At 58.7% G+C, this 19,780-nt stretch carries 17 protein-coding genes and 1 pseudogene; 6 read left to right on the forward strand and 12 right to left on the reverse strand.

From position 1 onward, the window contains the following. The first annotated feature begins 142 nt into the window (after positions 1 to 142). Positions 143 to 646, forward strand: coding sequence for an Lrp/AsnC family transcriptional regulator (locus QM685_RS26100; protein ID WP_415120861.1), 504 nt, complete (start codon positions 143 to 145; stop codon positions 644 to 646). Positions 647 to 814: 168 nt separating this feature from the next. Here the strand turns inward: QM685_RS26100 and QM685_RS26105 are convergent, their stop codons facing one another. The 7 genes from QM685_RS26105 to QM685_RS26135 form a co-directional block, all read right to left on the reverse strand. After that, positions 815 to 1,795: a succinylglutamate desuccinylase/aspartoacylase family protein gene (locus tag QM685_RS26105; RefSeq protein WP_415120863.1), complete on the reverse strand. Its 981-nt coding sequence runs from the start codon at positions 1,793 to 1,795 to the stop codon at positions 815 to 817. An 86-nt stretch (positions 1,796 to 1,881) separates the two neighbouring features. Next, positions 1,882 to 2,631, reverse strand: a complete 750-nt coding sequence (locus QM685_RS26110; RefSeq protein ID WP_415120864.1) for an ABC transporter substrate-binding protein — start codon at positions 2,629 to 2,631, stop codon at positions 1,882 to 1,884. Between the two features lie 854 nt (positions 2,632 to 3,485). Further along, positions 3,486 to 4,358, reverse strand: coding sequence for a phosphonopyruvate hydrolase (locus QM685_RS26115; protein ID WP_415120866.1), 873 nt, complete (start codon positions 4,356 to 4,358; stop codon positions 3,486 to 3,488). Positions 4,359 to 4,406: 48 nt separating this feature from the next. Beyond that, positions 4,407 to 5,624, reverse strand: a complete 1,218-nt coding sequence (locus QM685_RS26120; protein WP_415120868.1) for a pyridoxal phosphate-dependent aminotransferase — start codon at positions 5,622 to 5,624, stop codon at positions 4,407 to 4,409. Next, on the reverse strand, positions 5,621 to 7,276 hold the full coding sequence (locus QM685_RS26125) for an ABC transporter permease (protein ID WP_415120870.1): 1,656 nt from the start codon (positions 7,274 to 7,276) through the stop codon (positions 5,621 to 5,623). Before QM685_RS26125 ends, QM685_RS26120 begins: the two co-directional genes overlap by 4 nt. Further along, the gene (locus tag QM685_RS26130) at positions 7,270 to 8,340 is read right to left on the reverse strand and encodes an ABC transporter ATP-binding protein (RefSeq protein WP_415120872.1); all 1,071 of its coding nucleotides are present in this window, start codon (positions 8,338 to 8,340) and stop codon (positions 7,270 to 7,272) included. Before QM685_RS26130 ends, QM685_RS26125 begins: the two co-directional genes overlap by 7 nt. Before the next feature lie 25 nt (positions 8,341 to 8,365). Beyond that, on the reverse strand, positions 8,366 to 9,346 hold the full coding sequence (locus QM685_RS26135; RefSeq protein WP_415120874.1) for an ABC transporter substrate-binding protein: 981 nt from the start codon (positions 9,344 to 9,346) through the stop codon (positions 8,366 to 8,368). A gap of 120 nt (positions 9,347 to 9,466) precedes the next feature. On the opposite strand from QM685_RS26135, the gene QM685_RS26140 reads away from it, so the two are divergent. Continuing rightward, positions 9,467 to 10,357 (forward strand): LysR family transcriptional regulator, encoded by an 891-nt coding sequence (locus QM685_RS26140; RefSeq protein ID WP_415120876.1) that lies wholly within the window; start codon positions 9,467 to 9,469, stop codon positions 10,355 to 10,357. A gap of 385 nt (positions 10,358 to 10,742) precedes the next feature. On the opposite strand, the gene QM685_RS26145 is transcribed toward QM685_RS26140, so the two are convergent. The 5 genes from QM685_RS26145 to QM685_RS26165 form a co-directional block, all read right to left on the reverse strand. After that, entirely contained in the window at positions 10,743 to 11,228 is a 486-nt protein-coding gene (locus QM685_RS26145) for a Fur family transcriptional regulator (RefSeq protein ID WP_415120878.1), read from the reverse strand. Between the two features lie 133 nt (positions 11,229 to 11,361). Then, complete coding sequence (locus QM685_RS26150; protein WP_415120880.1) at positions 11,362 to 12,177, reverse strand: metal ABC transporter permease; 816 nt, start codon at positions 12,175 to 12,177, stop codon at positions 11,362 to 11,364. A gap of 2 nt (positions 12,178 to 12,179) precedes the next feature. Further along, positions 12,180 to 13,091: a metal ABC transporter permease gene (locus QM685_RS26155; protein WP_415120882.1), complete on the reverse strand. Its 912-nt coding sequence runs from the start codon at positions 13,089 to 13,091 to the stop codon at positions 12,180 to 12,182. Positions 13,092 to 13,096: 5 nt separating this feature from the next. Continuing rightward, positions 13,097 to 13,900 carry a metal ABC transporter ATP-binding protein gene (locus QM685_RS26160; protein WP_415120884.1) on the reverse strand — a complete coding sequence of 268 codons (804 nt, stop codon included), beginning with the start codon at positions 13,898 to 13,900 and terminating at the stop codon, positions 13,097 to 13,099. 22 nt (positions 13,901 to 13,922) lie between these two features. Continuing rightward, on the reverse strand, positions 13,923 to 14,912 hold the full coding sequence (locus QM685_RS26165; RefSeq protein WP_415120886.1) for a metal ABC transporter solute-binding protein, Zn/Mn family: 990 nt from the start codon (positions 14,910 to 14,912) through the stop codon (positions 13,923 to 13,925). A 572-nt stretch (positions 14,913 to 15,484) separates the two neighbouring features. On the opposite strand from QM685_RS26165, the gene QM685_RS26170 reads away from it, so the two are divergent. The 4 genes and pseudogenes from QM685_RS26170 to QM685_RS26185 all read left to right on the forward strand — a co-directional run bounded on the left by QM685_RS26170 (position 15,485) and on the right by QM685_RS26185 (position 19,725). Further along, positions 15,485 to 15,802 (forward strand): LysR family transcriptional regulator, encoded by a 318-nt coding sequence (locus tag QM685_RS26170; protein ID WP_415120888.1) that lies wholly within the window; start codon positions 15,485 to 15,487, stop codon positions 15,800 to 15,802. Then, positions 15,774 to 16,079 (forward strand): annotated as a pseudogene (locus QM685_RS26175) (SDR family NAD(P)-dependent oxidoreductase); the annotation flags it as partial. The gene QM685_RS26170 and the pseudogene QM685_RS26175, both read left to right, overlap by 29 nt. 586 nt (positions 16,080 to 16,665) lie before the next feature. After that, on the forward strand, positions 16,666 to 18,924 hold the full coding sequence (locus QM685_RS26180; protein WP_415120890.1) for a TonB-dependent receptor: 2,259 nt from the start codon (positions 16,666 to 16,668) through the stop codon (positions 18,922 to 18,924). A gap of 66 nt (positions 18,925 to 18,990) precedes the next feature. After that, positions 18,991 to 19,725, forward strand: a complete 735-nt coding sequence (locus tag QM685_RS26185; RefSeq protein ID WP_415120892.1) for a DUF4198 domain-containing protein — start codon at positions 18,991 to 18,993, stop codon at positions 19,723 to 19,725. The last annotated feature ends 55 nt before the right edge of the window (positions 19,726 to 19,780 follow it).

Below are 19,780 nucleotides of genomic sequence, written 5' to 3' on the forward strand. Positions count from 1 at the left end.
CCTCAACCGTCGTTTCGTTCAATTGAGCGGCCTGCCATCTTGACCGGGAGTCGCCTGAGCTCGATTGTTCAGTTTGAGCCACGCGGACGAGCAGCCTTGATAAACAGGCCAGCCGTCGTGTTAGAACCCAGCAAGGAATCCTATGAGCCGAGCAAACGACGCAATCGATCGGCAGTTGATTGCGCTGCTGCAAGCGAACGCCCGCGAGACGACCACCGCGCTGGCCAGCATGCTGGGTGTGGCACGCACAACGATCCAGGAGCGGATGGCGCGGCTCGAGAACAATGGGACGATCGTCGGCTATTCGGCGATCCTCGCGCGCAATCCGTTCGACAGCTATACCGAAGCGATGGTGATGATCGCGCTATCGAACAGCAAGATGAAAGATGTGGTCGACCGGCTGCGCACGCTGCCCGAAATCAAGCTGTGCCAGTCGATCGATGGCGACTTCAACCTCGTATGCCAGCTCGAAGTACCGCGCGTTGAAGATCTCGACGCGTTGCTCGACGAAGTCGCGGAGATTCCAGGTATCGAGAAAATACGCAGCTGGGTGATACTGGCCACGCGCTTCGACCGGCGCGGACGTACCGAGGATGACGAGTCCGCGCGTCATGCGTTCCCGATCGGTCGCGGCGAGGCGGGATGAGTCGGGACGCGGTGTGTAAGCCGATGATAGCAATGCACCGAGCGCTGGAGCCCGCGTCACCGAATGAGACCGGGGATGCTTGCGTGGTTTCCACCGTCGTCTTCACCACGAAGATCGCGTGAGCGCAGAGCATCGTGTTCGAACCAGACGCCTTGCTTCTGATGGGAGTCAGCGACCCAAGTGCATTAGGCAGTCGCCCACTTCGCACATGGCGATTGATCGCTCGCACACCACGGTGCCCGAAGCGTCGAAATACACCACTTCGGGCTCCCGTAAGGGTTCGTGCGGGAAATAAATGTGACCGGCGACGTCTCCTCTCTCTACACGATTGCCGAGACGGATTGCGCTTTCAAATATGCCATTTTTCGAGGCGAACACAAATCCCGCGGGCTCAGCTTCCAGTATTGTGGTCTCTCCGGGCTTGGGTAGGCCTTCGCCGGAAATAACGTTCAACTGCGCCAGCATCCTCTTGACACCGTCCTCACCAAGCTCCCGATATGTCCGGTTGAGGCCTCCGCCACCACCCAGTTCGGTGCTGATCCGCACGATTTTATTGCGGGAGGCAGCCTCCGACGCGTTGCCACTGCGTGGTGGGGTGCCGAACAGAATTCCGTACGGTGCGCCGAAAGCGCGTACGAGCGCCTCCAGTTCATCGTCAACCGACAACCTCCTGGGAAGCATAATAGAGGGCAGGTAGTTCAGGGATGTCCCACCGCTGTGAAGATCGATCACAAGATCTACCCTTGTCATCAATTCAGTCTCGATGAAGTCCGCGATCTTTTCAGTCGGGGACCCGTCTGCGCGCCCCGGATATAGCCGGTTGAGATTGCCGCCGTCGATCGGAGACACTCTGGTGCCAGCCGCGGCTGCTGGATAATTGGCCATCGGCATGATGATCAGCTGCCCCGTTATCATCTGCGCTTCGATTTGCTGCGCTATTCGGGAAAGCGCGACCTGACCTTCGTATTCGTCACCATGCGCTCCCGCCAACAAAAGCACACGGCTACCGCTTCCATTTTTAATGCTCACCAGCGGAATGGGCAGCCATCCATAGGCCGACCGATTTACAGAATGCGGCAAACGTGCGTAGCCGGATTGTTTACCTTCTTTGTCGAGATCGATATCGACAATAATTCTGCTCTTTGTCATCGTTCCTGCTCCTATAGATCTAGCTGAACGGAAGTTCTTCGCGCTGGTCACGTCTCTCCAGTTGAAGCATCCTCCCGCCTGTCGCACTATCTCCTCGGCTGGTTGTAGCTCGCATGCGGCAGCGCTGCTTCACTGATGTGATACTTCGCGAGAATCGCCGCATACTTGCCGTTCGCGATGATGTGATCGAGACCAGTCATCAGCGCATTGCGCAGCGCAACATTGCCCTTGAAGATCGCCATGCCTTCTGGCGCGACGTTGAACTGCTCTCCCGCGACTTCGAGCCGGCCATCGGACTGCTGCACCAGATACACCGACAGGGGGTAGCCGTGAATCATCACGTCGGCGCGTCCACTATAGAGCTGCAGCATTGCCTGCGCACCTTCGGGGAACTCGCGGACCGTCACCCCGGGCTTGCCCTGTGCGACGCATTTTTCGGTCTGGTCATGCGCATACATCGTCCCAATGTCACCGGTGGTCGACGCGACGGTGAGGCCGCACAGATCGTCGAGGGTCTTCACCTTCTTCGGATTGCCAGTGGATACGATGAAACCTGATCCCACCTGCAGATAGTCGACCAGATCGACCGACTGTTCGCGCTTCTTTGTATCGACGAGTGCGCCCATCCCGACGTCGTAGCGCTTTGCGCTGATGCCCGGAAACAGGCCATCGGTCTTGACGTTCACGTAGTTGATCTTGAGACCGAGGTCTTCGGCGACCGCGCGCATGATGTCCACGTCGAAGCCGACAAAGTTTCCCTTCGCATCGATCGACGAAATCGGCGGGAAATACGCGGTGAATGCCACCGTGATCTGTCCCGGCTCAATCAGTCCCATATCCGGTGCCGCCCACGTCGGCGACCCGACGAAGGCCAGCGCGCACGCCGCGAGCCAGCATCTGATAGTCGATGTCCTGCGAAAACGATGAACCATTCTGATTGCCTCCTGTTCGCGATTCAGCCCAATGTGAGTCGCCGTCAACCTTCAGCGCGGCGCCCGTGATGTGGTTAGACGCGCAAGGCGGCAGGCCGATGATTGCGATGCTTTAATTGGTTTGCCGCGTGGAGACTCGCCCGATCGTGTCAGGATCCAAGTCTAGGAGATCAGAAAATGGCGCGACAGTGGCAAAACTGCCGGAATTTCATGGCTATTCCGGCAAACCGCCTGCGTGTCGCTGCTATATGGCAAAACCAGGAGCAAAATGGGAATTGCAGGTCAGAGACGCACGGCCAGAGCGCCACCCCGAATAAGACAGCCCGCTACCCTTGAACAGGTGAGATGGTCCACACAAGCACTTCGACATAGGCTCGCTTGAACTGCATCGCCCCTCCACGATGTCTTCGACTACGGACGCTGCGAACGACATACGAAACGCCCAATGACACGTGTACCGGGTACGAACGCCGGCGGTGACCGCACCGTCGACTACATGCATAAGGAAGACCCATTCGCAACAGAGAAGATTCGAATTGTCCAGCCGCGCTTCAACAATCATGGAATCACTGCCCAACATTGTTGGTTCGCTTTACATCGGTTCTCGCAGGGGTCAAGAACGTTCGTTTCGCTCGAAATCAACGTGGCGACACCGCCGCCCCAAAGAAAGAAAAAACGTCAACGGCCATAGTTAGATCACCCAGACTTAGTGGTATTAGATGTCCCAGTTGCCCTCAACATCACGACGGCGGCGAGGGCTAGCGCAGAAACTTCGCCTCAACACCACGCATGTATTCATCATCCTGCAAATCGATAATTTCCTTTACCGATGGCAGCGTCTTGTCAACTTCGCGGATGCCGCCCTCCTTGCGAATCTGCGCGAACACACTTCGCATCGCTCCTACGGCAGCTCGCACCGCATGATTGCCGTAAATAACAATGCCGACCTTTCCCAAGGCTTCAATGTCTGCTTCCGTTAATTCCGGGTACGCGGTGGGAACCAGCACCAGAGGCACCGCGCCTGTCCAGGCCTTGATAAATGAGAGGACTTCGTCAGGCGTCTTCTGCTTGGAGTGAATCAGGATCGCATCCGCTCCTGCCTCTTCATATGCCAGGGCACGCTTGATTGCCTCCGCCTGCCCTTGGCCTGCTATGAGCGCTTCCGTCCGGGCAATTACCATGAAGTCCTCATCGCGGCGTACGTCGACCGCTGCGGCGACTTTCCCCTGGAATTCTTCGATACGTACCAATTCCTGGCGCCCATCGGCCCGCAAGCTGGTATCTTTCGGAAACGTCTTATCCTCGATGACGATAGCGGAAGCCTCTGCAGCCTCGTATTGCGGCACGACATAGCTGACGTTGACTGCGTTGCCGAAGCCTGTATCGATATCGGCGATCAGGGGAATGGATACGACCGATGCTATGGCTCGCATCATCTCGAGATGAGTCCCCGAAGAGAGAATGTTGGCGTCCGGCACGGCATAACTCGCTGATAACTCAAAGCCGCTACCCCAGATCCCGCCAAAGCCAGCCTCTTCGGCCAGCTTGGCGGCCAGTGGGTTGTGTGCTGCCATAGCGGTAAAGAGCTTCCCATCAGCGAGGGCTCTACGAAGAGTTTGATTCTTGGTCATTTAGATTCTCAGTATTTAAGTGACGTGCCGCATTGGCATTCGAGGTTTCTATCGCAGTTCCGAGCATGCAGTCGCGATACGATTCATGGCTTCTTGCAGATCTGCATCTGAGGCGGCATAAGACACGCGGAAATGACCCGGAAGTTCAAACGCGGTACCCGGAACGACAGCGACACCTGCGGTGCGCAGAATGTACATCGCAAGATCGGTGTCCGTTGCGATCAGACTTCCAGACGGATCTCTGCTTCCCAGCAGACCATGACATCCGGGGAATGCGTAGAAGGCACCCGGAGGCAAGTCACAGGTCAATCCTTCTATGGCCCGCAATGTGCCAACAACGTTGTCGCGCCGCCGACGAAAATTTCCGACAAAGTCATCGAGAAAACCCATGGGGCCATCCAGTGCCGCTATTGAGGCAGCCTGGCTGATCGAACTGGTGTGGGAGGTCGACTGTGACTGCACAAGATTCATCGCTTTGATCAACTCCAGTGGCCCTGCACCAAAACCTACGCGCCAGCCCGTCATTGCATAGGCTTTGGACACTCCGTTAATCGTGAGTGTTCGGGTTGCCAATTCAGGAGTAACTGCGGCAGGCGTTGCAAATGGCGCTTCCTCGTAGCGAATTTTTTCATAGATATCATCGGCCATAACCCATACATGAGGATGCCGCAGTAACACTTCGCCCAGTGCCCTCAGTTCCTCCCGGCTGTAGACCGCTCCACTCGGATTGGAAGGCGAGTTCAGCATCAACCATTTCGTTTTCGACGTAATAGCCTCTTCCAACTGCGCAGGCGTTATCTTGAAGCCGGTGGATGCACCACAGCGCACGATGACTGGTTGACCTCCCGCGAGCAACACCATTTCAGGATATGACACCCAGGCCGGCGTAGGTATCACGACTTCGTCGCCCGGATCGATCGTCGCCTGCAAGGCGTTATAGAGCAACTGTTTCGCCCCACAACCCACTTGAATCTGGTCAGGGCTGTAATTTAAACCGTTGTCGCGATGAAATTTGCGCACGACTGCTTCGCGCAGACCGAGCGTGCCCGCGACATCGGTATAGCGGGACTCGTTGCGATCGATGGCCGACTTCGCAGCTTCGCGTATGTGTTCCGGAGTCGGAAAATCTGGTTCGCCCTGGCTGAGCGCGATGACATCTTTTCCTTGCCGCTTGAGCTGGTTGGCAAGGCGGGTCATCTCCTTCGTTGCGGAGGGCTTGGCTCCTAGTACGCGCTGCGCCAGAAACGTTTGTGCGGTGGTGGTCATTCAATGGTCCCTATTCTGAGGCGCAGTTTCCATCTGGCGATGGCCAAAGGAATGAAGATGGTCAGTAGCAGAAGAAGACTGTAGGCGCACGCGAGCGCCAGACGGTCGCTATCGACCTGTTGAAAGATTTCGATTGGCATTGTGCTCATGCCGCCAAAGTACAGAACGATAGTGGCTGACAACTCCGACAAGGTGGTAACCCACATCAATACCGCCGCGGCAGCAACCGAAGGACCGATCACTGGCAGTACAACCTTGAAAAAACTCCTGATCGGACTCACACCAAGGCTCATTGATGCTTCTTCAATGGAATCTTTAAGATTGTGAAGCGGACCAACTGCGGCACGTACGCTGGTGGGTACACGACGCAAAAAGTAAGCAAGCGCCATGATGATCCAGCTTCCCGTCAGGACAAGCCATCCACTACCGAAGGTGTTCGTCAACGCAATGCCCAGTACCGTGCCCGCGATGGTCAGCGGCAACGTGACCAGGACATCCAGCGTATGGGTAAGTGACGAGCGCCTTTTGACGATGAGATAGGCTGTCGCGATCGCAAACAAGGTGCCTGCGATCGTCGCAACGGTTGCGAGAAGCAGGGAGTGGTACAGCGGCTCCGGAGCTCGAAATAGTACGTGCTCCATGTTGTCCAGCGTGAAATGGCCATACCGCAACACGGGTCCAAATGATGGTGTAAAGGCAGTAACGATCACGACGACAGCGGGCAGCATCGATAGTGCAACGATGAGAAACACGCTAAACGTTGCTGCCCCCGCGCGCCAACCCGTGATCGGCAAAGCCATCGGCTCGCGCCCTGACTCCATCTGGAATTGACGACGTTCTACGACCAGCTTCTGGATCAACAGGACACCCGCTCCCAAAAAAACCAGAAGGGATGCCATCGTTGTCTGCATCTGGGCGTTGCCGCCCATCTCGCTGACAAATTCGTTGTAGGCCTTGACTGCCAGTACCGGCGTTCGAGCTCCGATAATGGCAGGCACCCCAAAACTACCGATCACATGAGTGAAGACGATCATCGCGCCAGCAAAAATCGACGGCAGTAACATCGGTAATGTGATGCCTCGGATCACGCGCCCCATAGGCCGTCCCAGACTTAGTGCGGCTTCCTCGAGGTTGCGGTCCATGGATTTCAACCCAACGAGTACGGCCACGAATGCGTAGACATAGTTGTTGAGCGTCATCACAAACACCAGTCCCCACCAGGAATAGAGGGACGGTAATTCGATGCCGAATGGCATAAGTAGTGCGTTGACGAACCCCTGCCTACCCAAGACCAGTACCCAAGCCGCGGCGACCACCACATCCGGAACGACCAGCGTAATTAGCGGAAGCGCTGAGACGATGCCGGCGAATGGGAATTTGCACCGCGCCACGACAACGGCGAGCCCCCCACCGACAAGCATCGAACAAACCGTGACGGTGAAACCCAAGATTAACGTATTGAAGAAAGCTTCGCGATAAGAGTGGTCCGAAAAAAATCGCATATAGCCCCTCAAACTGACAGAGCCGTTGGAATCAATGAGCGATTTGCCGAGCATCGTGCCCAGCGGCCAAAGGAGGAAAATGCCAAGCGTTCCGAGGGACAGGATTGCAAGCGCCAGCCAGATTGGGTCGCGGCGTAATGTGCCTAACATGCGTGACCCTCCACGATATGCGCAGTGTGCGGCAGTTTCAGCACTACGGCATCGCCGCGGCGGCGTATGAGTGCATGCTGGGCTGCCCAACTGTCCACACGGATCGGACCAATGGTGGTTTGTATCGTGTAGCCAACCGTGCTACCCCGGTATTCGACGTGCTCGATCACGCCGGGCAGTTCCCCCTCCTGGAGAGGAGCGTGGTCCGCCACCGAAATCTCCGATCCGCGCACGGCCAACGATGCCCCTGAGGTCCAGGGTGCATCACTTTTCGTCAGCAAAATTCCGACAGGCGTTTCGAGCCGGCGCAACCCGTCTCCATTGGCTGACAGTTCTCGATCGATCGGAATAAGATTTGCGTTGCCAACGAAATCGGCTGCGAAGGCAGTTCGGGGTTTCGTGTAGATTTCCTGTGGCGGACCGATCTGCACCACTTGCCCTCGATCCATCACCGCAATCTGATCGGACATCGCCAGCGCTTCCTCCTGATCGTGCGTGACGAACACGGTGGTAATTCCTGCTTCGATCTGCAGTTCTCTAATCATGCCGCGCAATTCGAGCCGCAGCTTGACATCCAGTGCCGAGAGCGGTTCGTCGAGCAGAAGTAGTTTTGGTTCGATGACCAATGCGCGGGCCATTGCTACACGCTGACGCTGGCCACCGGAGAGCGCGGCAGGCGCACGGTCAACGAATGCCTCAAGGCCCACGCGTTTGAGCATCGCAATGGCTCGATCAGCCGCCTCGGCTTTGGGAACGCTACGCGCCAGAAGGCCGTAGGCAACGTTTGCAAGAACGGAGCGGTCGGGAAACAGTGCATAGTCCTGGAAAACGATGCCTACACTGCGACGATGCACCGGCACAGCGGTGACGTCCTTCTCACCAAACAGCACGCGACCGCGGTCCGGCCGCACGAATCCAGCAAGCATGCGCAGCAGAGTCGTTTTCCCGCACCCCGAGGGTCCGAGCAGCGTAAAAAACTGACCACTCGGGATAACAAGATCGAGCTGGCGGAACAGAGCTTGACCGCCGTAGCTTTGATCGATTCCTTCGAATGAAACCTGCATTTTGATCTCTAGCCCCGCAGTCGTATTAATTGGAAGACACAAGCTGGCGCCATTGCGTGAGGAACGCAGTACGTTCCGCTTCCATCTGGTTGTCGTCCAACGGGATAACCTTGATGCTCTTGAGCGCGGGCAGACTGGACAGCGTGCTTACATCGATGTCCGTACGCAGGGGGCGGCGAAAAGCGCTTTTGAAAATCTCAATCTGGACGGCTTTCGACGCGAGGAAGTCATAGAGTTTGCGTGCTTCCGTCGGGTGCTTTCCACCTTTGATCAGAGCCATCCCCTCGGGTGACAGGAAAGTCCCTTCGACTGGGTAAACCAGCTTGACGTCCTTGAGCCCGCCAGCCACATACTGGTAGGCGGCATATTCCATAGTCACGGCCACTGCAAATTCGCCGTCGGCTACGCCCTGGTACGCTGCAGAAGTGGTACCCACGATTACCGAGTTGTGGACAATCTGTGCGTAGACTGCGTCGCCAAGGAGTTTCCTCAGGCCATAGAGAGCGACATAGGAGGCGCTGCTGAACTGCGGATCAGGAATAACGATCTTGCCCTTCCACTTCGAGCTGGCCAGATCGGCCCAGCCTTTCGGCAATTGACCATCAGGGACTTGCCGCGTGTTGGCCATTAACACGATCACATGAGTGTTCGTACCCAACCACAGTCCGTTAGGGCCGCGGTACTGCGCGGGGACGGCGCTTTCTTCCGGAGAGTGGTACGGCTGCAACTGGTCAGCAAAAACTCCGATCGTTGACAAACCACCGGACCAGAAGATATCGCCCAACGGGTTGCCCGCTTCCGCCTTGACGCGCTGCATGAGCGCGCCTGTTCCTGCGCGCACGACCGAGACCCGGATGTCTGGGTTCTGCTTCTCAAACTGATCGACAACGCTACTTACTGTCTGGACATCATTGGACGAATAGAGCACCACATCCGACGCGAAGGCCTCCGCACAAACCAGCGGTATCATGAGCAACACACATACTAAAAACACCCGTTTCAACATTTTGCTGTCTCCTTGCCGTTGGGAAAAAGTACCGGCTAATACTATGTTTTCAAAAATGACGATAACATGACGGTGTCCCCTCACTATCTGATTTCTTGCGGTCTATAATGATTTTTACTCATGGTTAAGAAAAACAGCATTCCAATGGTGGCGATCCGTGTTTTCGCAACGGTGGGCAGGTATGGAAACTTCACGCGCGCGGCGGCCGCGCTAGGGATTACGCAAAGCGCCGTCAGCAGGCATGTCGCTACGCTTGAGGCCGTCGCTGCGCAAGCGCTGTTCGAGCGCAAAGGTCCAAACGTCTCGCTCACTCCGTCCGGATCTCAGTTTTACGAAGCAGTGAGGGATGCGGTTTCGACCATCGAACTGGCGACCCAGCAACTGGTGCAAGGCCAACATACTCACGATCGGCTTATGGTCAGAACATCAATGCCGAGCTTTGCCATGACAGTCGTCGTGCCGGCACTAGGGGCATTCAGTGCAACCCACCCAGTGCAGGTCGATCTGATCACGTCGCTCTCGCCTCCGCAGCCTCAGGAAGAATTTGATGTATTGATCACCCGGGATCTGACCTTGCCCGGGACAGAAAGCTGGGAACTGATCCAGGAGCAACTCGTGTGCGTTGGCTCACCCGTGGTGGTGGCTACTCATCGTGCACGCGCTTTGCACCGTTGGCCTCTGATTGCCGCCAGATCAAGGCCTGACGCCATCCCTGTATGGGCCGTTGCGAAGGACATCCCAACGGAACTGCTACATGTCGGCGCCGTATACGACCATCTCTTTCTTGCAGTAGCTGCAGCGATCGGAGGCGCGGGGCTGCTGATTGTGCCGCGCATCATTGTGCAGGATCAACTCGACAACGGTACGCTAGTCCTTGCCGATGACGAAGAAGTCGCATCAGGGGCTACATATGTCGCGTATGTGAATGCGCAAAGCAGGCATGTGGAGGCCGCACGCGAATTTTGTCGCTGGCTTAAGCGCGTGTTGCGTGACCGGGCACAAACTCTTTAATGTGCTCAACGGAACGCCGATTTCCTGATGCAGACCACCAGTGCGAGTACCTTCTGCTGGCTGGCCCGATCTCATAACGGGGAAAGGAGTACCGCCTACGCGGTTCTGCAGTACTGGAAATGACGGCTGGAGGGCCACCGAGTCTTCTAATGAGCCGCAGCTTCATATACCTGCAGCTCGCTTGCGTCACTTCACGGCGGCAGCCTTTTGCGGAATCTCGACGCGGATCAGGCGGTCAACCCTGCTTCTGGACTCACTGAACGTCCTGAATGAAACCGACTCAATGTGAGCGTCATAGAGCTGCATCACGCGCTCAGGCGTACAAACGGCATCTGGATCGGGACGCCACCGGGTCCATTTCAACGTCGAATGATTGGGCAACGCGTCATGAGCGACATCTGTCGCAGATCACCCGGACCTCGACGACGCTGCTGTCGCGTGTCAGACCGGCGCGGGCCAGTTCCTCGTCCAACTGGATACCGAGGACCGTTGTGTCGACCTCGCGGACCTTTGCGCACCGCGTACAGATGGTGACCATATAACGCCCGCTGTCCGGGACGTCACGCACCGGGATATATCCGTTCACGGTATCGAGACGGTGGACGAGGCCCTGTGCAATCAGGAAGTCGAGTACACGGTAGACCGTCATGGGAGGCACGACCTGGTTGCGCTTGCGCAACCTGTCCACCAGTTCGTACGCCGTGACAAACTTCTCCTGCCGCAGAAGAACCTCCAGCACCGCGGCGCGCAGCGGCGTGAGCCGGACTCCACGCTGTTCGCAGCGCACCCGGGCCAGCGCAAGCCTCGTCTCCACGTAAGGAGCAGGGTCCAGGCCCTGCTGACCACGAGTTTCTTCAACCACGTGTCCCATAGGTCAGGCGATCCACGCCTTCAGACAATGGAGAACGACTGTCATGGCGACCATCAGTCTTCGCATGCACTGTCGCGCTGAACCCATGATCCGTAAATCTGCGCGACATCTTCGGGGAACATAGAAAATACTGCTATCGAACAGCAGCATGGACAGCCGGGCGTTGCTTTCGCGGCCGCCTCCACGCCCAGCCGAGGCTGTACAGCAGTGCCCCGATAGTGCCCACAAAAAATCCGACGGGCCAGTCCGAGACATACGACAGCGCAATGGCAGCCCATACGGTCAGGAGCGAAAACACGACCGAGAGGAACACCGCCGGCCCAGGCCGACTGCTCAGCGAACGTGCGGCACAGGCGGGGCCGACCATCAGGCTGAAAACCAGCAGCGCGCCCACTACCGGCAACACCATGGCCGTGGCAAGTGCCAGGATGGCGAGAAACGCGAACTCCACGTGCCGGCTCGACACCCGCTGCGCCTCGAGCAGTTCCGCGGACACGGACCCGAGCAGCAGCGGGCGAAACAGCAGCGCGATGAGCAGCATGCACGCGGCGCTGATGATCGCGACCGACACGAGATCGCTGTCGCTCACCCCGAGCACTTCGCCGAAGAGCAGCGCGTAGACCGCCTGCGAATATTCCGTCGTCATGCTCAGAAACAGCGCGCCCAGGCCTAGCAGCATCACGAGACACAGCGCCGTCGCCACTTCATGACGGCCACGACGTCCGAGCCAACTGATTCCGACTACCCCGGCGGCGGCGGCGACGACCAGTCCGGCGAGCGGATTCACGCCCAGCAGGCTCGCCGCGGCCGCTCCCGGAAACGTGCCGAGCGGCAACGCATGAGCCGCGAAGGAGGCGCCCCGGACCACTACAAAGAAACCCACCAGGCCCGCGATCACGGCCACGATCGTCGCAACGAGCCAGGTGTTGACCATGAAAGTTGCAAACATCGTCAAAGCCCCCCTCGTTCGGGGGCGGCCAGCGTAACGTCAACGTCGCGTGTGCGTACCGGGCTGCGCGGCCACCAGCCCGCGGCGACATACAGCGCGAAGATGAGCGTGACCACGAAGAAACTCACGGGCCAGCCATGTCCCGGCGTCCAGTAGTAGCTGTCCCAGGCAAGAAGAATCCCGGTCCAGGTCACGAGCACGCCAATCAGCGCGGACAGCAGGACTGCCCGCGCTGGCCGCTTCGCGATGCGCAGCGCGATCGCGGCCGGCCCGATCAGGAGCGCCGTCGACAGGATGGCGCCCACCGTGATGGCGGAGAGCGAAACCGCGAGCGCCAGCGCGAGCAGATGCAGCAGTCCCACGAGGCGAACGCGTACCCCCTGGACCGCTGCAAGCTCGGGGTCAAGGGAGCTGAGCAGCAGCGGACGGTAGAGCGCGGCAATCAGGATGAGCGAACCGGCGCCGACAGCAAGCGCGGGCGGAACGATCGACGCGGGAATCGCGAACATCGAGCCGAACATGACCGTGATGGCGGCGCCCGTCGTGCTATGCGACGTGACGTCGAGATAGAGGAAGAGCGCGGCCAGTCCCAGGCCCGCACCGAGCACGACTCCGGTCACGAGGTCGCGCTCCCGCGCACGACGGATGCGGATCATCTCCATGCCGACGGCCGCAAGCACCGCCATCACCAGAAAACCCAGCAGCGGATTGATGCCGAGGAGGAACGATGCCGCGCCACCCGCGCTGCTCACGTCGGCCAACGCGTGTCCGGCGAAGGACTGTCCACGCATCACCGTAAAGACGCCGATGACGGCGGACACGAGTGCTGCGCCGCCTCCGACCACCATCGCCGTATGCACCGGCTCGCTGGTCAGGAAACCCGGCCCGACGATCGCTTCGAGTGGAATGTTCATAACCATCACGGAACCCGCGCGACATGCATTGGGTCGTGCGAGTGCAATGGCCTGCTGTCATCCGGACTGCCGGCGGCAATGACCAGCACGCGACCGTGCACGCGGATGACGTCGATGTGGTAGCCGTACAGCCTGCCCAGCACTTCGCTGCGCACGACCGCTTCCGTCGAACCGCTCGCGGCGTGCCCGTTGGCGAGATACACGATGCGGTCCATCACCGGCAGCAGCGGATTCATGTCGTGGGCCGACAGCAGTACGGCAATCCCCTGCTCGACGCACAGCCGGTGCAGCAGCGCGACGATACCGGCGACGCTGCGCACATCGAGATTCGCAAGCGGCTCATCGAGCAGCAGCAGGCTGGGCCTGCGGATCAGCGCGTGCGCAATGAGCACCCGTTGCTGCTGGCCGCCCGACAGGTCACCGATGCGCTGGTCGGCGAAAGGCTCCGCCTCTACTGCGTTGAGCATGGCGTCGACCGCCGCCCACCGCTTCCTCGAAGGAAACGGCAGGCCGAGGCGGCACCCGTCCAGTCCGAGCGAAACCAGATCGCGGGCTCGCAGGGGCAGGTACGGATCCAGCAGGATCTTCTGCGGCACATAGCCGATGGAGGCCGGGCCGCTTGCTCCGTTGACGCGGATACGGCCCGCATCGGGCTTCTGGAATCCGAGGATCGTACGCAGCAGCGTCGTCTTGCCCGATCCGTTCGAGCCGATCAGACCGCAGAACTGGCCCGCCTGCACAGTGAAGCCTACCTCGTGCAGAACGGTATGCCCCGGGAACGAGACACTTACCCCCTCGACGCCCAGCACCTCACTCCCGTGACACATTGCACTACTTCCCCGCGCGCAGCACTTCGGTCGAAACCTTGCCTGTCACTGCCCTGTCCAGCGCGTTGACTTCCGCCACCATCCACGACTGGTACGTGAAGCCCGGCGTCGGCATGGTCTCGTAGACGCCCACCACCGGGATGCCGTTCTTCTTCGCCAGCGCAAGGAACGACTGCGTGAGCGCGTCAGTGACCTGCTGGTTGTAGACGAACACCTTCACCTTGTGGTCCGTGAACAGCGCATTCTGCTTCGTCACGTCCTGCGGCGACGGGTCGGTGCCGTTCATGATCGCCGCCTGCATGCTGTACGGTGTCTGGATGTCCGCGCCTGCCGCCTCCAGCATGTAATCCGCGACGGGCTCCGTGACCGCGAGAGGCGTACCCGGATGGTGGGCCTTGAATGCGGCGATCGCCTCAAGCCAGGGTTTGAGCGATGCATCGAACTTCTTCTCGTTTGCCTGGAAGTAGCTCGCCTCCGCGGGATTCAATGCGGAAAGATCCGCTGCCACCTGTTTTGCGACCGCCGGCATCGTCTTCGGGTCGTACCACAGGTGCGGGTTTGGCGTGTTGTCAGGCAGACCGAGCAGGTGCTGGACGTCAATTACCTTGCGGTTGCTGTTCGGTGCGGCCGCGATGATCTTGTCCGCCCACGCGTCGTAACCGATGCCGTTCTTGACCACGAGATCGGCCGCCGCAATCTCGCCAGCGACCTTCGGATTGACCTCGAACGTGTGCGGATCGGTGTTCGGATCCGTCTCGATCGCCGTCACCTGGACATACTTGCCACCGATCTGCGAGATCACGTCGGCATACTCGTTCTCCACGCCGATGGCCTTGATCACGCCCGGTGATGCGGCGCTCGCATTGACCCCATGCACGGTCAGGGCCAGCATCGCGATCATCGCAGGCAGGATCCGGCTGCGCGCTCCGGTGACAGCAGTTCTGCTTGTTTCGCGTGGCGACAGGCCTGCGGACGTGAGACCGATTCCTTTCATTTTTCTTCCTTTCCCGAGGGTGGCAAATGCAATTTCGAAACAATATAACATTGCATATGCCGCGTCCACTGGCTCGCTACATGGCTAGATGTCCGGCATCGATCGTCAGTCCGCGCAAGGCAACATTTTCTGCAACGAGCCGGACGCCTGCGAGTTTCCATCACATCACCGTTCAGGCGGACATGCTGATCCAGTCATTCTGGCGACACGCGCATTGGCACTGTCAATGCGCTGTGGGGAAACCGGGGCCAACCGGCATCGCTTCTCGGGACAACGTCCGCCAGGCTTCGACAACAAGCGTCACCTCTCCCGGAGCGGACAGATGTGCCACACCCGTGGTACCCGCGCCATCCGACATTTCGATCACGACAAACTGCTCGTGTGCGTCAGGCCGCAGTTCGCCGCGTATCGTCGCATCCGCATAAAAATGTGTTGCGCTCACCGAAAGAACAGCACCTGCACGATCGGCCGGCCGCATCGCCCGTTACCCGACAATGGAGTGAAAATCCCAGTGTAACGCCGCGGCGAGTGGCGCATTTCCGGGATAGACGTAGCAGCATGCGCAGTGGCGAATGGGCAACCGCGCTGTCCTGAAGTATTTTTGTGAGGTTGCGAAATGCGGTTCGATGCGCAAGGCGGCCCAGTACCTCTTCGTAGCTCCCAGTGCGATTAACCGCCAGATCCGGAATCTGGAGGACGAACTGTCGGTCGAGTTATTCGAACGGCTTCCGGGCGGACTGAAACTGACGCCGGCGGGAGAACGGCTGCTCATGCACGTCCGGCGCACGCTTGACGATTTTCATGCGATGCGAAGCGAATTTGATGCATTGCGAGGCGTACGGACAGAACACATTTCGCTCGCCGGGGGCGGCCATTTATGCCGCGTGTAAGGCCTTTGTGTCTACGATCACACGCACGATGGCGAAAGAACTGGTCAAGGATCACATCCGTGTGAATGCGGTCGCACCTGGGGTGATCGACACGGCATTTCATACCGGGCATTCCAGCTCGGAGATTCTCCGGAACTTTGCCAATGCGATACCGATGGGGCGGATCGGCACGGCAGATGAGTGCGTAGGAGCGTTCCTGTTTCTAGCCAGCGAACAAATGAGCAGCTATATCACGGGGCAGATTGTCGAGGTGAATGGTGGACAGGTTATGCCTTGAAACATGCCTGTCAGCGCTTCCTATTACATCGCCAACCGAGCACGAAGGAGCAATGGAGATCATCGCGTAATCGTCCAAGGCGATGTTTTATGGATTACCCTTTTCCCCAGATTGCGCCCGCGTATTGGTCCCCTGTAGCGGATTCACGACCCGTCCATGCCATCCGCTCCGTTAGGGTCTCTTCCCTGTGAACAGCGTGGCCCGACTGTCGATGCCGACTGGCATGGACCGACGTTTCGTCTCGCCGTCAAATCGTAAACTTCCGATTTCGGCACTTTGCCGCTGTTGGCCCCGTGAAAGTCCGCTTTCCATGTCGCGGGCCCTAACCTCCGGGGATGGCGCCGTTCATTCCATGTGACTCCATCCAGAGTTGCTTCATCAAAGCACTCCTCAACCCATTCTCGTCATCCCAGGACAGTTCAGCCGGACTTCAGAATTTTTGCTGACCATCCTTTACAAACAGTAACAGATTTATTACCATTCTAAACGCAAATGAGAACGCGTATCATTTGCGATGTTATAAACGCCGAGCGCCTGTGCGATGCAAAGGCAGCTTGGGACTCAGTACTCACTACCGTACCTACCAATGATGACTTCGCTCACGATGCGGAAGCGTAAGCTCGCCTCCGTAGTGGCCCTCTATTGCTCGGGATTTTGCGTTCTGGCGTTTGGCGAAGTTCAAGCGGAGCCGGCTGGCGCGGATGCTGCGTCCGGTTCGCAGCCGGCGACGGCAGCACAGTCTACTCAGGACGCAGCGATGCTGCCGCCCGTCAAGGTCACATCGACGGCTCAATCCGACATGCAGACACGACGACTTCAGTCGTACAAGTTCACGGCGCCGCTGCTCGATACGCCGCGCTCCGTGACGGTGATTCCACAGGAAGTGCTAAAGGAACAGAACATCACGACGTTTACCGATGCGCTGCGTACCGTGCCTGGAATCACCTTCCTCGGTGGCGACGCAGCGGCTAATCCTTCAGCCGATCGCCCGGTCATCCGCGGGTTCGAGTCGCGCAACTCGATCTTCGTCGATGGGATGCGCGATTCGGGTTTGCAGAACCGCGAGACTTTCGACATCGAAAACATCAGCGTCGTGAAAGGCCCTGACTCGGTCTATGCCGGGCGCGGATCTGTTGGCGGCAGCATCGACATCACGACCAAGACGCCCGTCAACGACAACTTCATCAATGGCAGTATCGGTCTGGGCACCGACAGCTACCGTCGGGCGACTATCGACGCCAACCAGAAGCTCAACGATACGACGGCGGTACGCCTGAATGCGATGGGGCACTGGTCAGATCAGGCGGGCCGCACCGACGTCTACAGCAAGCGTTGGGGCGTCGCGCCTTCGGTGGTGTTCGGCCTCAATACTCCGACCACCGTTACCGTCAGTTATTACCATCTCAACACCTACGACATGCCCGATTTCAGCGTGCCGTTTCGCTCAAGCGGCACGCCGGTCAGTATCGATCGTGGGCGCTTCTTCGGGCTGAACACGCGCGATTACCGGCGAAGTCAGAACGATACTGGCGAAGTAAAGGTGGAGCACCGTTTCAACGACACCTGGTCGCTACGCAACACGACGACGTTTGGCCGCTCGACGCTCGACTACATTGCCACGAATCCGCAGCTGCAGAGTGCCACGTCCAACAACATCCTGCTTGAAGCCAAAAGTGGTAAGTACGCGACCAACAGCATCGCCAACCAGACCGAAGCCACGGGCAAATTTGACCTGTACGGGATGCGCCACACGCTGACGGCCGGCGTCGAGTTCAGCCATGAGCAGGATCTGTACGAGGGTTATCTGGTCTCCGATTCGGCCGGCAATAATATACGCACGGGCGGCCCCTGTTCGGTGGCCTATAACTGCACGCCGCTCTACGGTGGCTGGAACCCGAACAACCCGTGGACCGGTAGCATCCTGCTCAACGGTGACAAGAGCTTTCCGGGACCGGCAACCCATACCCGCACTGACATCGCATCGGCCTATCTGTTCGACAGCGTAGCGCTGTCCGAGCACTGGCTGTTCAATGCCGGCCTGCGATTCGATTACTTCGATGTCAGTGCGAAACAGGCCGGTGTGGCCGACCTCGCAAACGTCTCGAACCTGTTCAGCTACCAGTTCGGCCTGGTCTACAAGCCCGTGCGTAATGTGAGCCTGTACGCCTCGTACGGCACTTCGGCCAATCCGCCCGGTGCCAATTCTGGCCTTGCCGGTGGCAACGACCAGCTCACCGCCACTAACTCCGATCTCGCTCCCGAGCGTTCACGCAACATTGAAGTCGGTGCGAAGTGGGATGTGCTCGACCAGCGCCTCTCGCTGACCACGGCACTGTTCCAGACTGACAAGACCAATGCGCGCGTCAGCGATGGCCTGGGCGGCACCATCAACGCGGGTTCGCAGCGCGTACGCGGTATGGAAGTCGGCTTCTCCGGGAATGTCACGAACAAATGGGCAGTGTTCGGTGGCTATTCCTATCTCGATGCGATCACGACCAATGCGGGACCAGCCAGTCCGTCGCTGTCGGGACTGCCGATGGTGTCTGTTCCGAAGCACAACTTCACTCTTTGGACAAGCTATGACGTACTGCCGAAACTGAAGATCGGTGCCGGCGCCACGATATCGAGCCTCCAGTATGCATCGGTTTCGGCAACGTCACGCAAGTGGGTGCCGGGCTATGCCCGCTTCGACGCATCCGCGACCTACCGTGTCTCGAAGTCCATCGACCTGCAACTGAACGTCAACAATATTTTCGACCGGCAGTACTTCTCCAGCGCGTATCCGATCTACGCCACATGGGCACCAGGCCGCTCGGCCATGCTCACCATGAACTTCTACCAGTGAGCGTCATCGCCTGACCGGCCCGGTCATCCGGGCTGGTTCTGCTTGTTCCATAAGAGACCTTTCCAGATGAAGCATCTCTTCACTCTTTCTGCCGTCGCAACCCTGCTTGCCGGCATTGTTGCCCCAGCTTCGGCACACTGCATCTACGTTGCCCAGCGACATAGCGAATTGGGTGTGGTTCTCGGCTATTCGTCGGTTGACCAGAAGTATTCTCCCGACAGCATCAGCGTCGTTTCAGCCTATGCGGCCGACGGCAAACCAGAACCCGTCGAAAAAATCTCCAACGGCACGTACGTGACACTGGCGGCACCCGATGTTGCGGTCATTGGCGTGGCGATGGACGGCGGACTCTATGCCACGCCAGACGCCAGCGGCAGCAAGGGTTGGAAGAAAGGCGGAAAAACCAGTGTGCCAGGCGCCGTGAAGGGGCTGCACGCGATCAAGTACAACCTCTCCATCCAGAAGGATTCGGACGTGGCGATCAAGCCGCGCGGCGTGGGGCTCGAAATCGTTCCGCTTGAAATGCCGATGAAGAAAGTGCGCGGCGATATGCTGTCAGTGCAGGTACTGCTCGATGGGCGGCCCCTTGAAGGGGTGCAACTGCGGGAGGATTTCGTCAACAACGACTCGTTGCTGACGAAGAAAACCGACGCAGCAGGTAAAACCCTGGTGACGCTGCACGACGACATGCTCAATGTCATCGGCCTCGAATACGATGCACCGGTGGCGGCTAATCCGGACATCGACTTCAACCGCTATGCCACCTCGCTGAGTTTTGCACTGCCCCACAAGGAACAGTGATGTTCCGTTGGTCTGAACGAATCGCCGCTGATCGCACTCGCGCTGGCAAGACGCA

This window comes from Paraburkholderia sp., from assembly GCF_047605525.1.
In the GTDB taxonomy this organism is placed as follows: Bacteria; Pseudomonadota; Gammaproteobacteria; order Burkholderiales; family Burkholderiaceae; genus Paraburkholderia.

What these genes read in the sequence shown, in the direction of transcription:
- QM685_RS26155 (WP_415120882.1), bottom strand. Translation starts at nt 13,091, where the DNA reads ATGAACATTCCACTCGAAGCGATCGTCGGGCCGGGTTTCCTGACCAGC.
- QM685_RS26150 (WP_415120880.1), bottom strand. Translation starts at nt 12,177, where the DNA reads ATGTTTGCAACTTTCATGGTCAACACCTGGCTCGTTGCGACGATCGTG.
- QM685_RS26165 (WP_415120886.1), bottom strand. Translation starts at nt 14,912, where the DNA reads ATGAAAGGAATCGGTCTCACGTCCGCAGGCCTGTCGCCACGCGAAACA.
- QM685_RS26145 (WP_415120878.1), bottom strand. Translation starts at nt 11,228, where the DNA reads ATGGGACACGTGGTTGAAGAAACTCGTGGTCAGCAGGGCCTGGACCCT.
- QM685_RS26105 (WP_415120863.1), bottom strand. Translation starts at nt 1,795, where the DNA reads ATGACAAAGAGCAGAATTATTGTCGATATCGATCTCGACAAAGAAGGT.
- QM685_RS26140 (WP_415120876.1), top strand. Translation starts at nt 9,467, where the DNA reads ATGGTTAAGAAAAACAGCATTCCAATGGTGGCGATCCGTGTTTTCGCA.
- QM685_RS26130 (WP_415120872.1), bottom strand. Translation starts at nt 8,340, where the DNA reads ATGCAGGTTTCATTCGAAGGAATCGATCAAAGCTACGGCGGTCAAGCT.
- QM685_RS26180 (WP_415120890.1), top strand. Translation starts at nt 16,666, where the DNA reads ATGATGACTTCGCTCACGATGCGGAAGCGTAAGCTCGCCTCCGTAGTG.
- QM685_RS26110 (WP_415120864.1), bottom strand. Translation starts at nt 2,631, where the DNA reads ATGGGACTGATTGAGCCGGGACAGATCACGGTGGCATTCACCGCGTAT.
- QM685_RS26120 (WP_415120868.1), bottom strand. Translation starts at nt 5,624, where the DNA reads ATGACCACCACCGCACAAACGTTTCTGGCGCAGCGCGTACTAGGAGCC.
- QM685_RS26100 (WP_415120861.1), top strand. Translation starts at nt 143, where the DNA reads ATGAGCCGAGCAAACGACGCAATCGATCGGCAGTTGATTGCGCTGCTG.
- QM685_RS26170 (WP_415120888.1), top strand. Translation starts at nt 15,485, where the DNA reads ATGGGCAACCGCGCTGTCCTGAAGTATTTTTGTGAGGTTGCGAAATGC.
- QM685_RS26135 (WP_415120874.1), bottom strand. Translation starts at nt 9,346, where the DNA reads ATGTTGAAACGGGTGTTTTTAGTATGTGTGTTGCTCATGATACCGCTG.
- QM685_RS26115 (WP_415120866.1), bottom strand. Translation starts at nt 4,358, where the DNA reads ATGACCAAGAATCAAACTCTTCGTAGAGCCCTCGCTGATGGGAAGCTC.
- QM685_RS26125 (WP_415120870.1), bottom strand. Translation starts at nt 7,276, where the DNA reads ATGTTAGGCACATTACGCCGCGACCCAATCTGGCTGGCGCTTGCAATC.
- QM685_RS26185 (WP_415120892.1), top strand. Translation starts at nt 18,991, where the DNA reads ATGAAGCATCTCTTCACTCTTTCTGCCGTCGCAACCCTGCTTGCCGGC.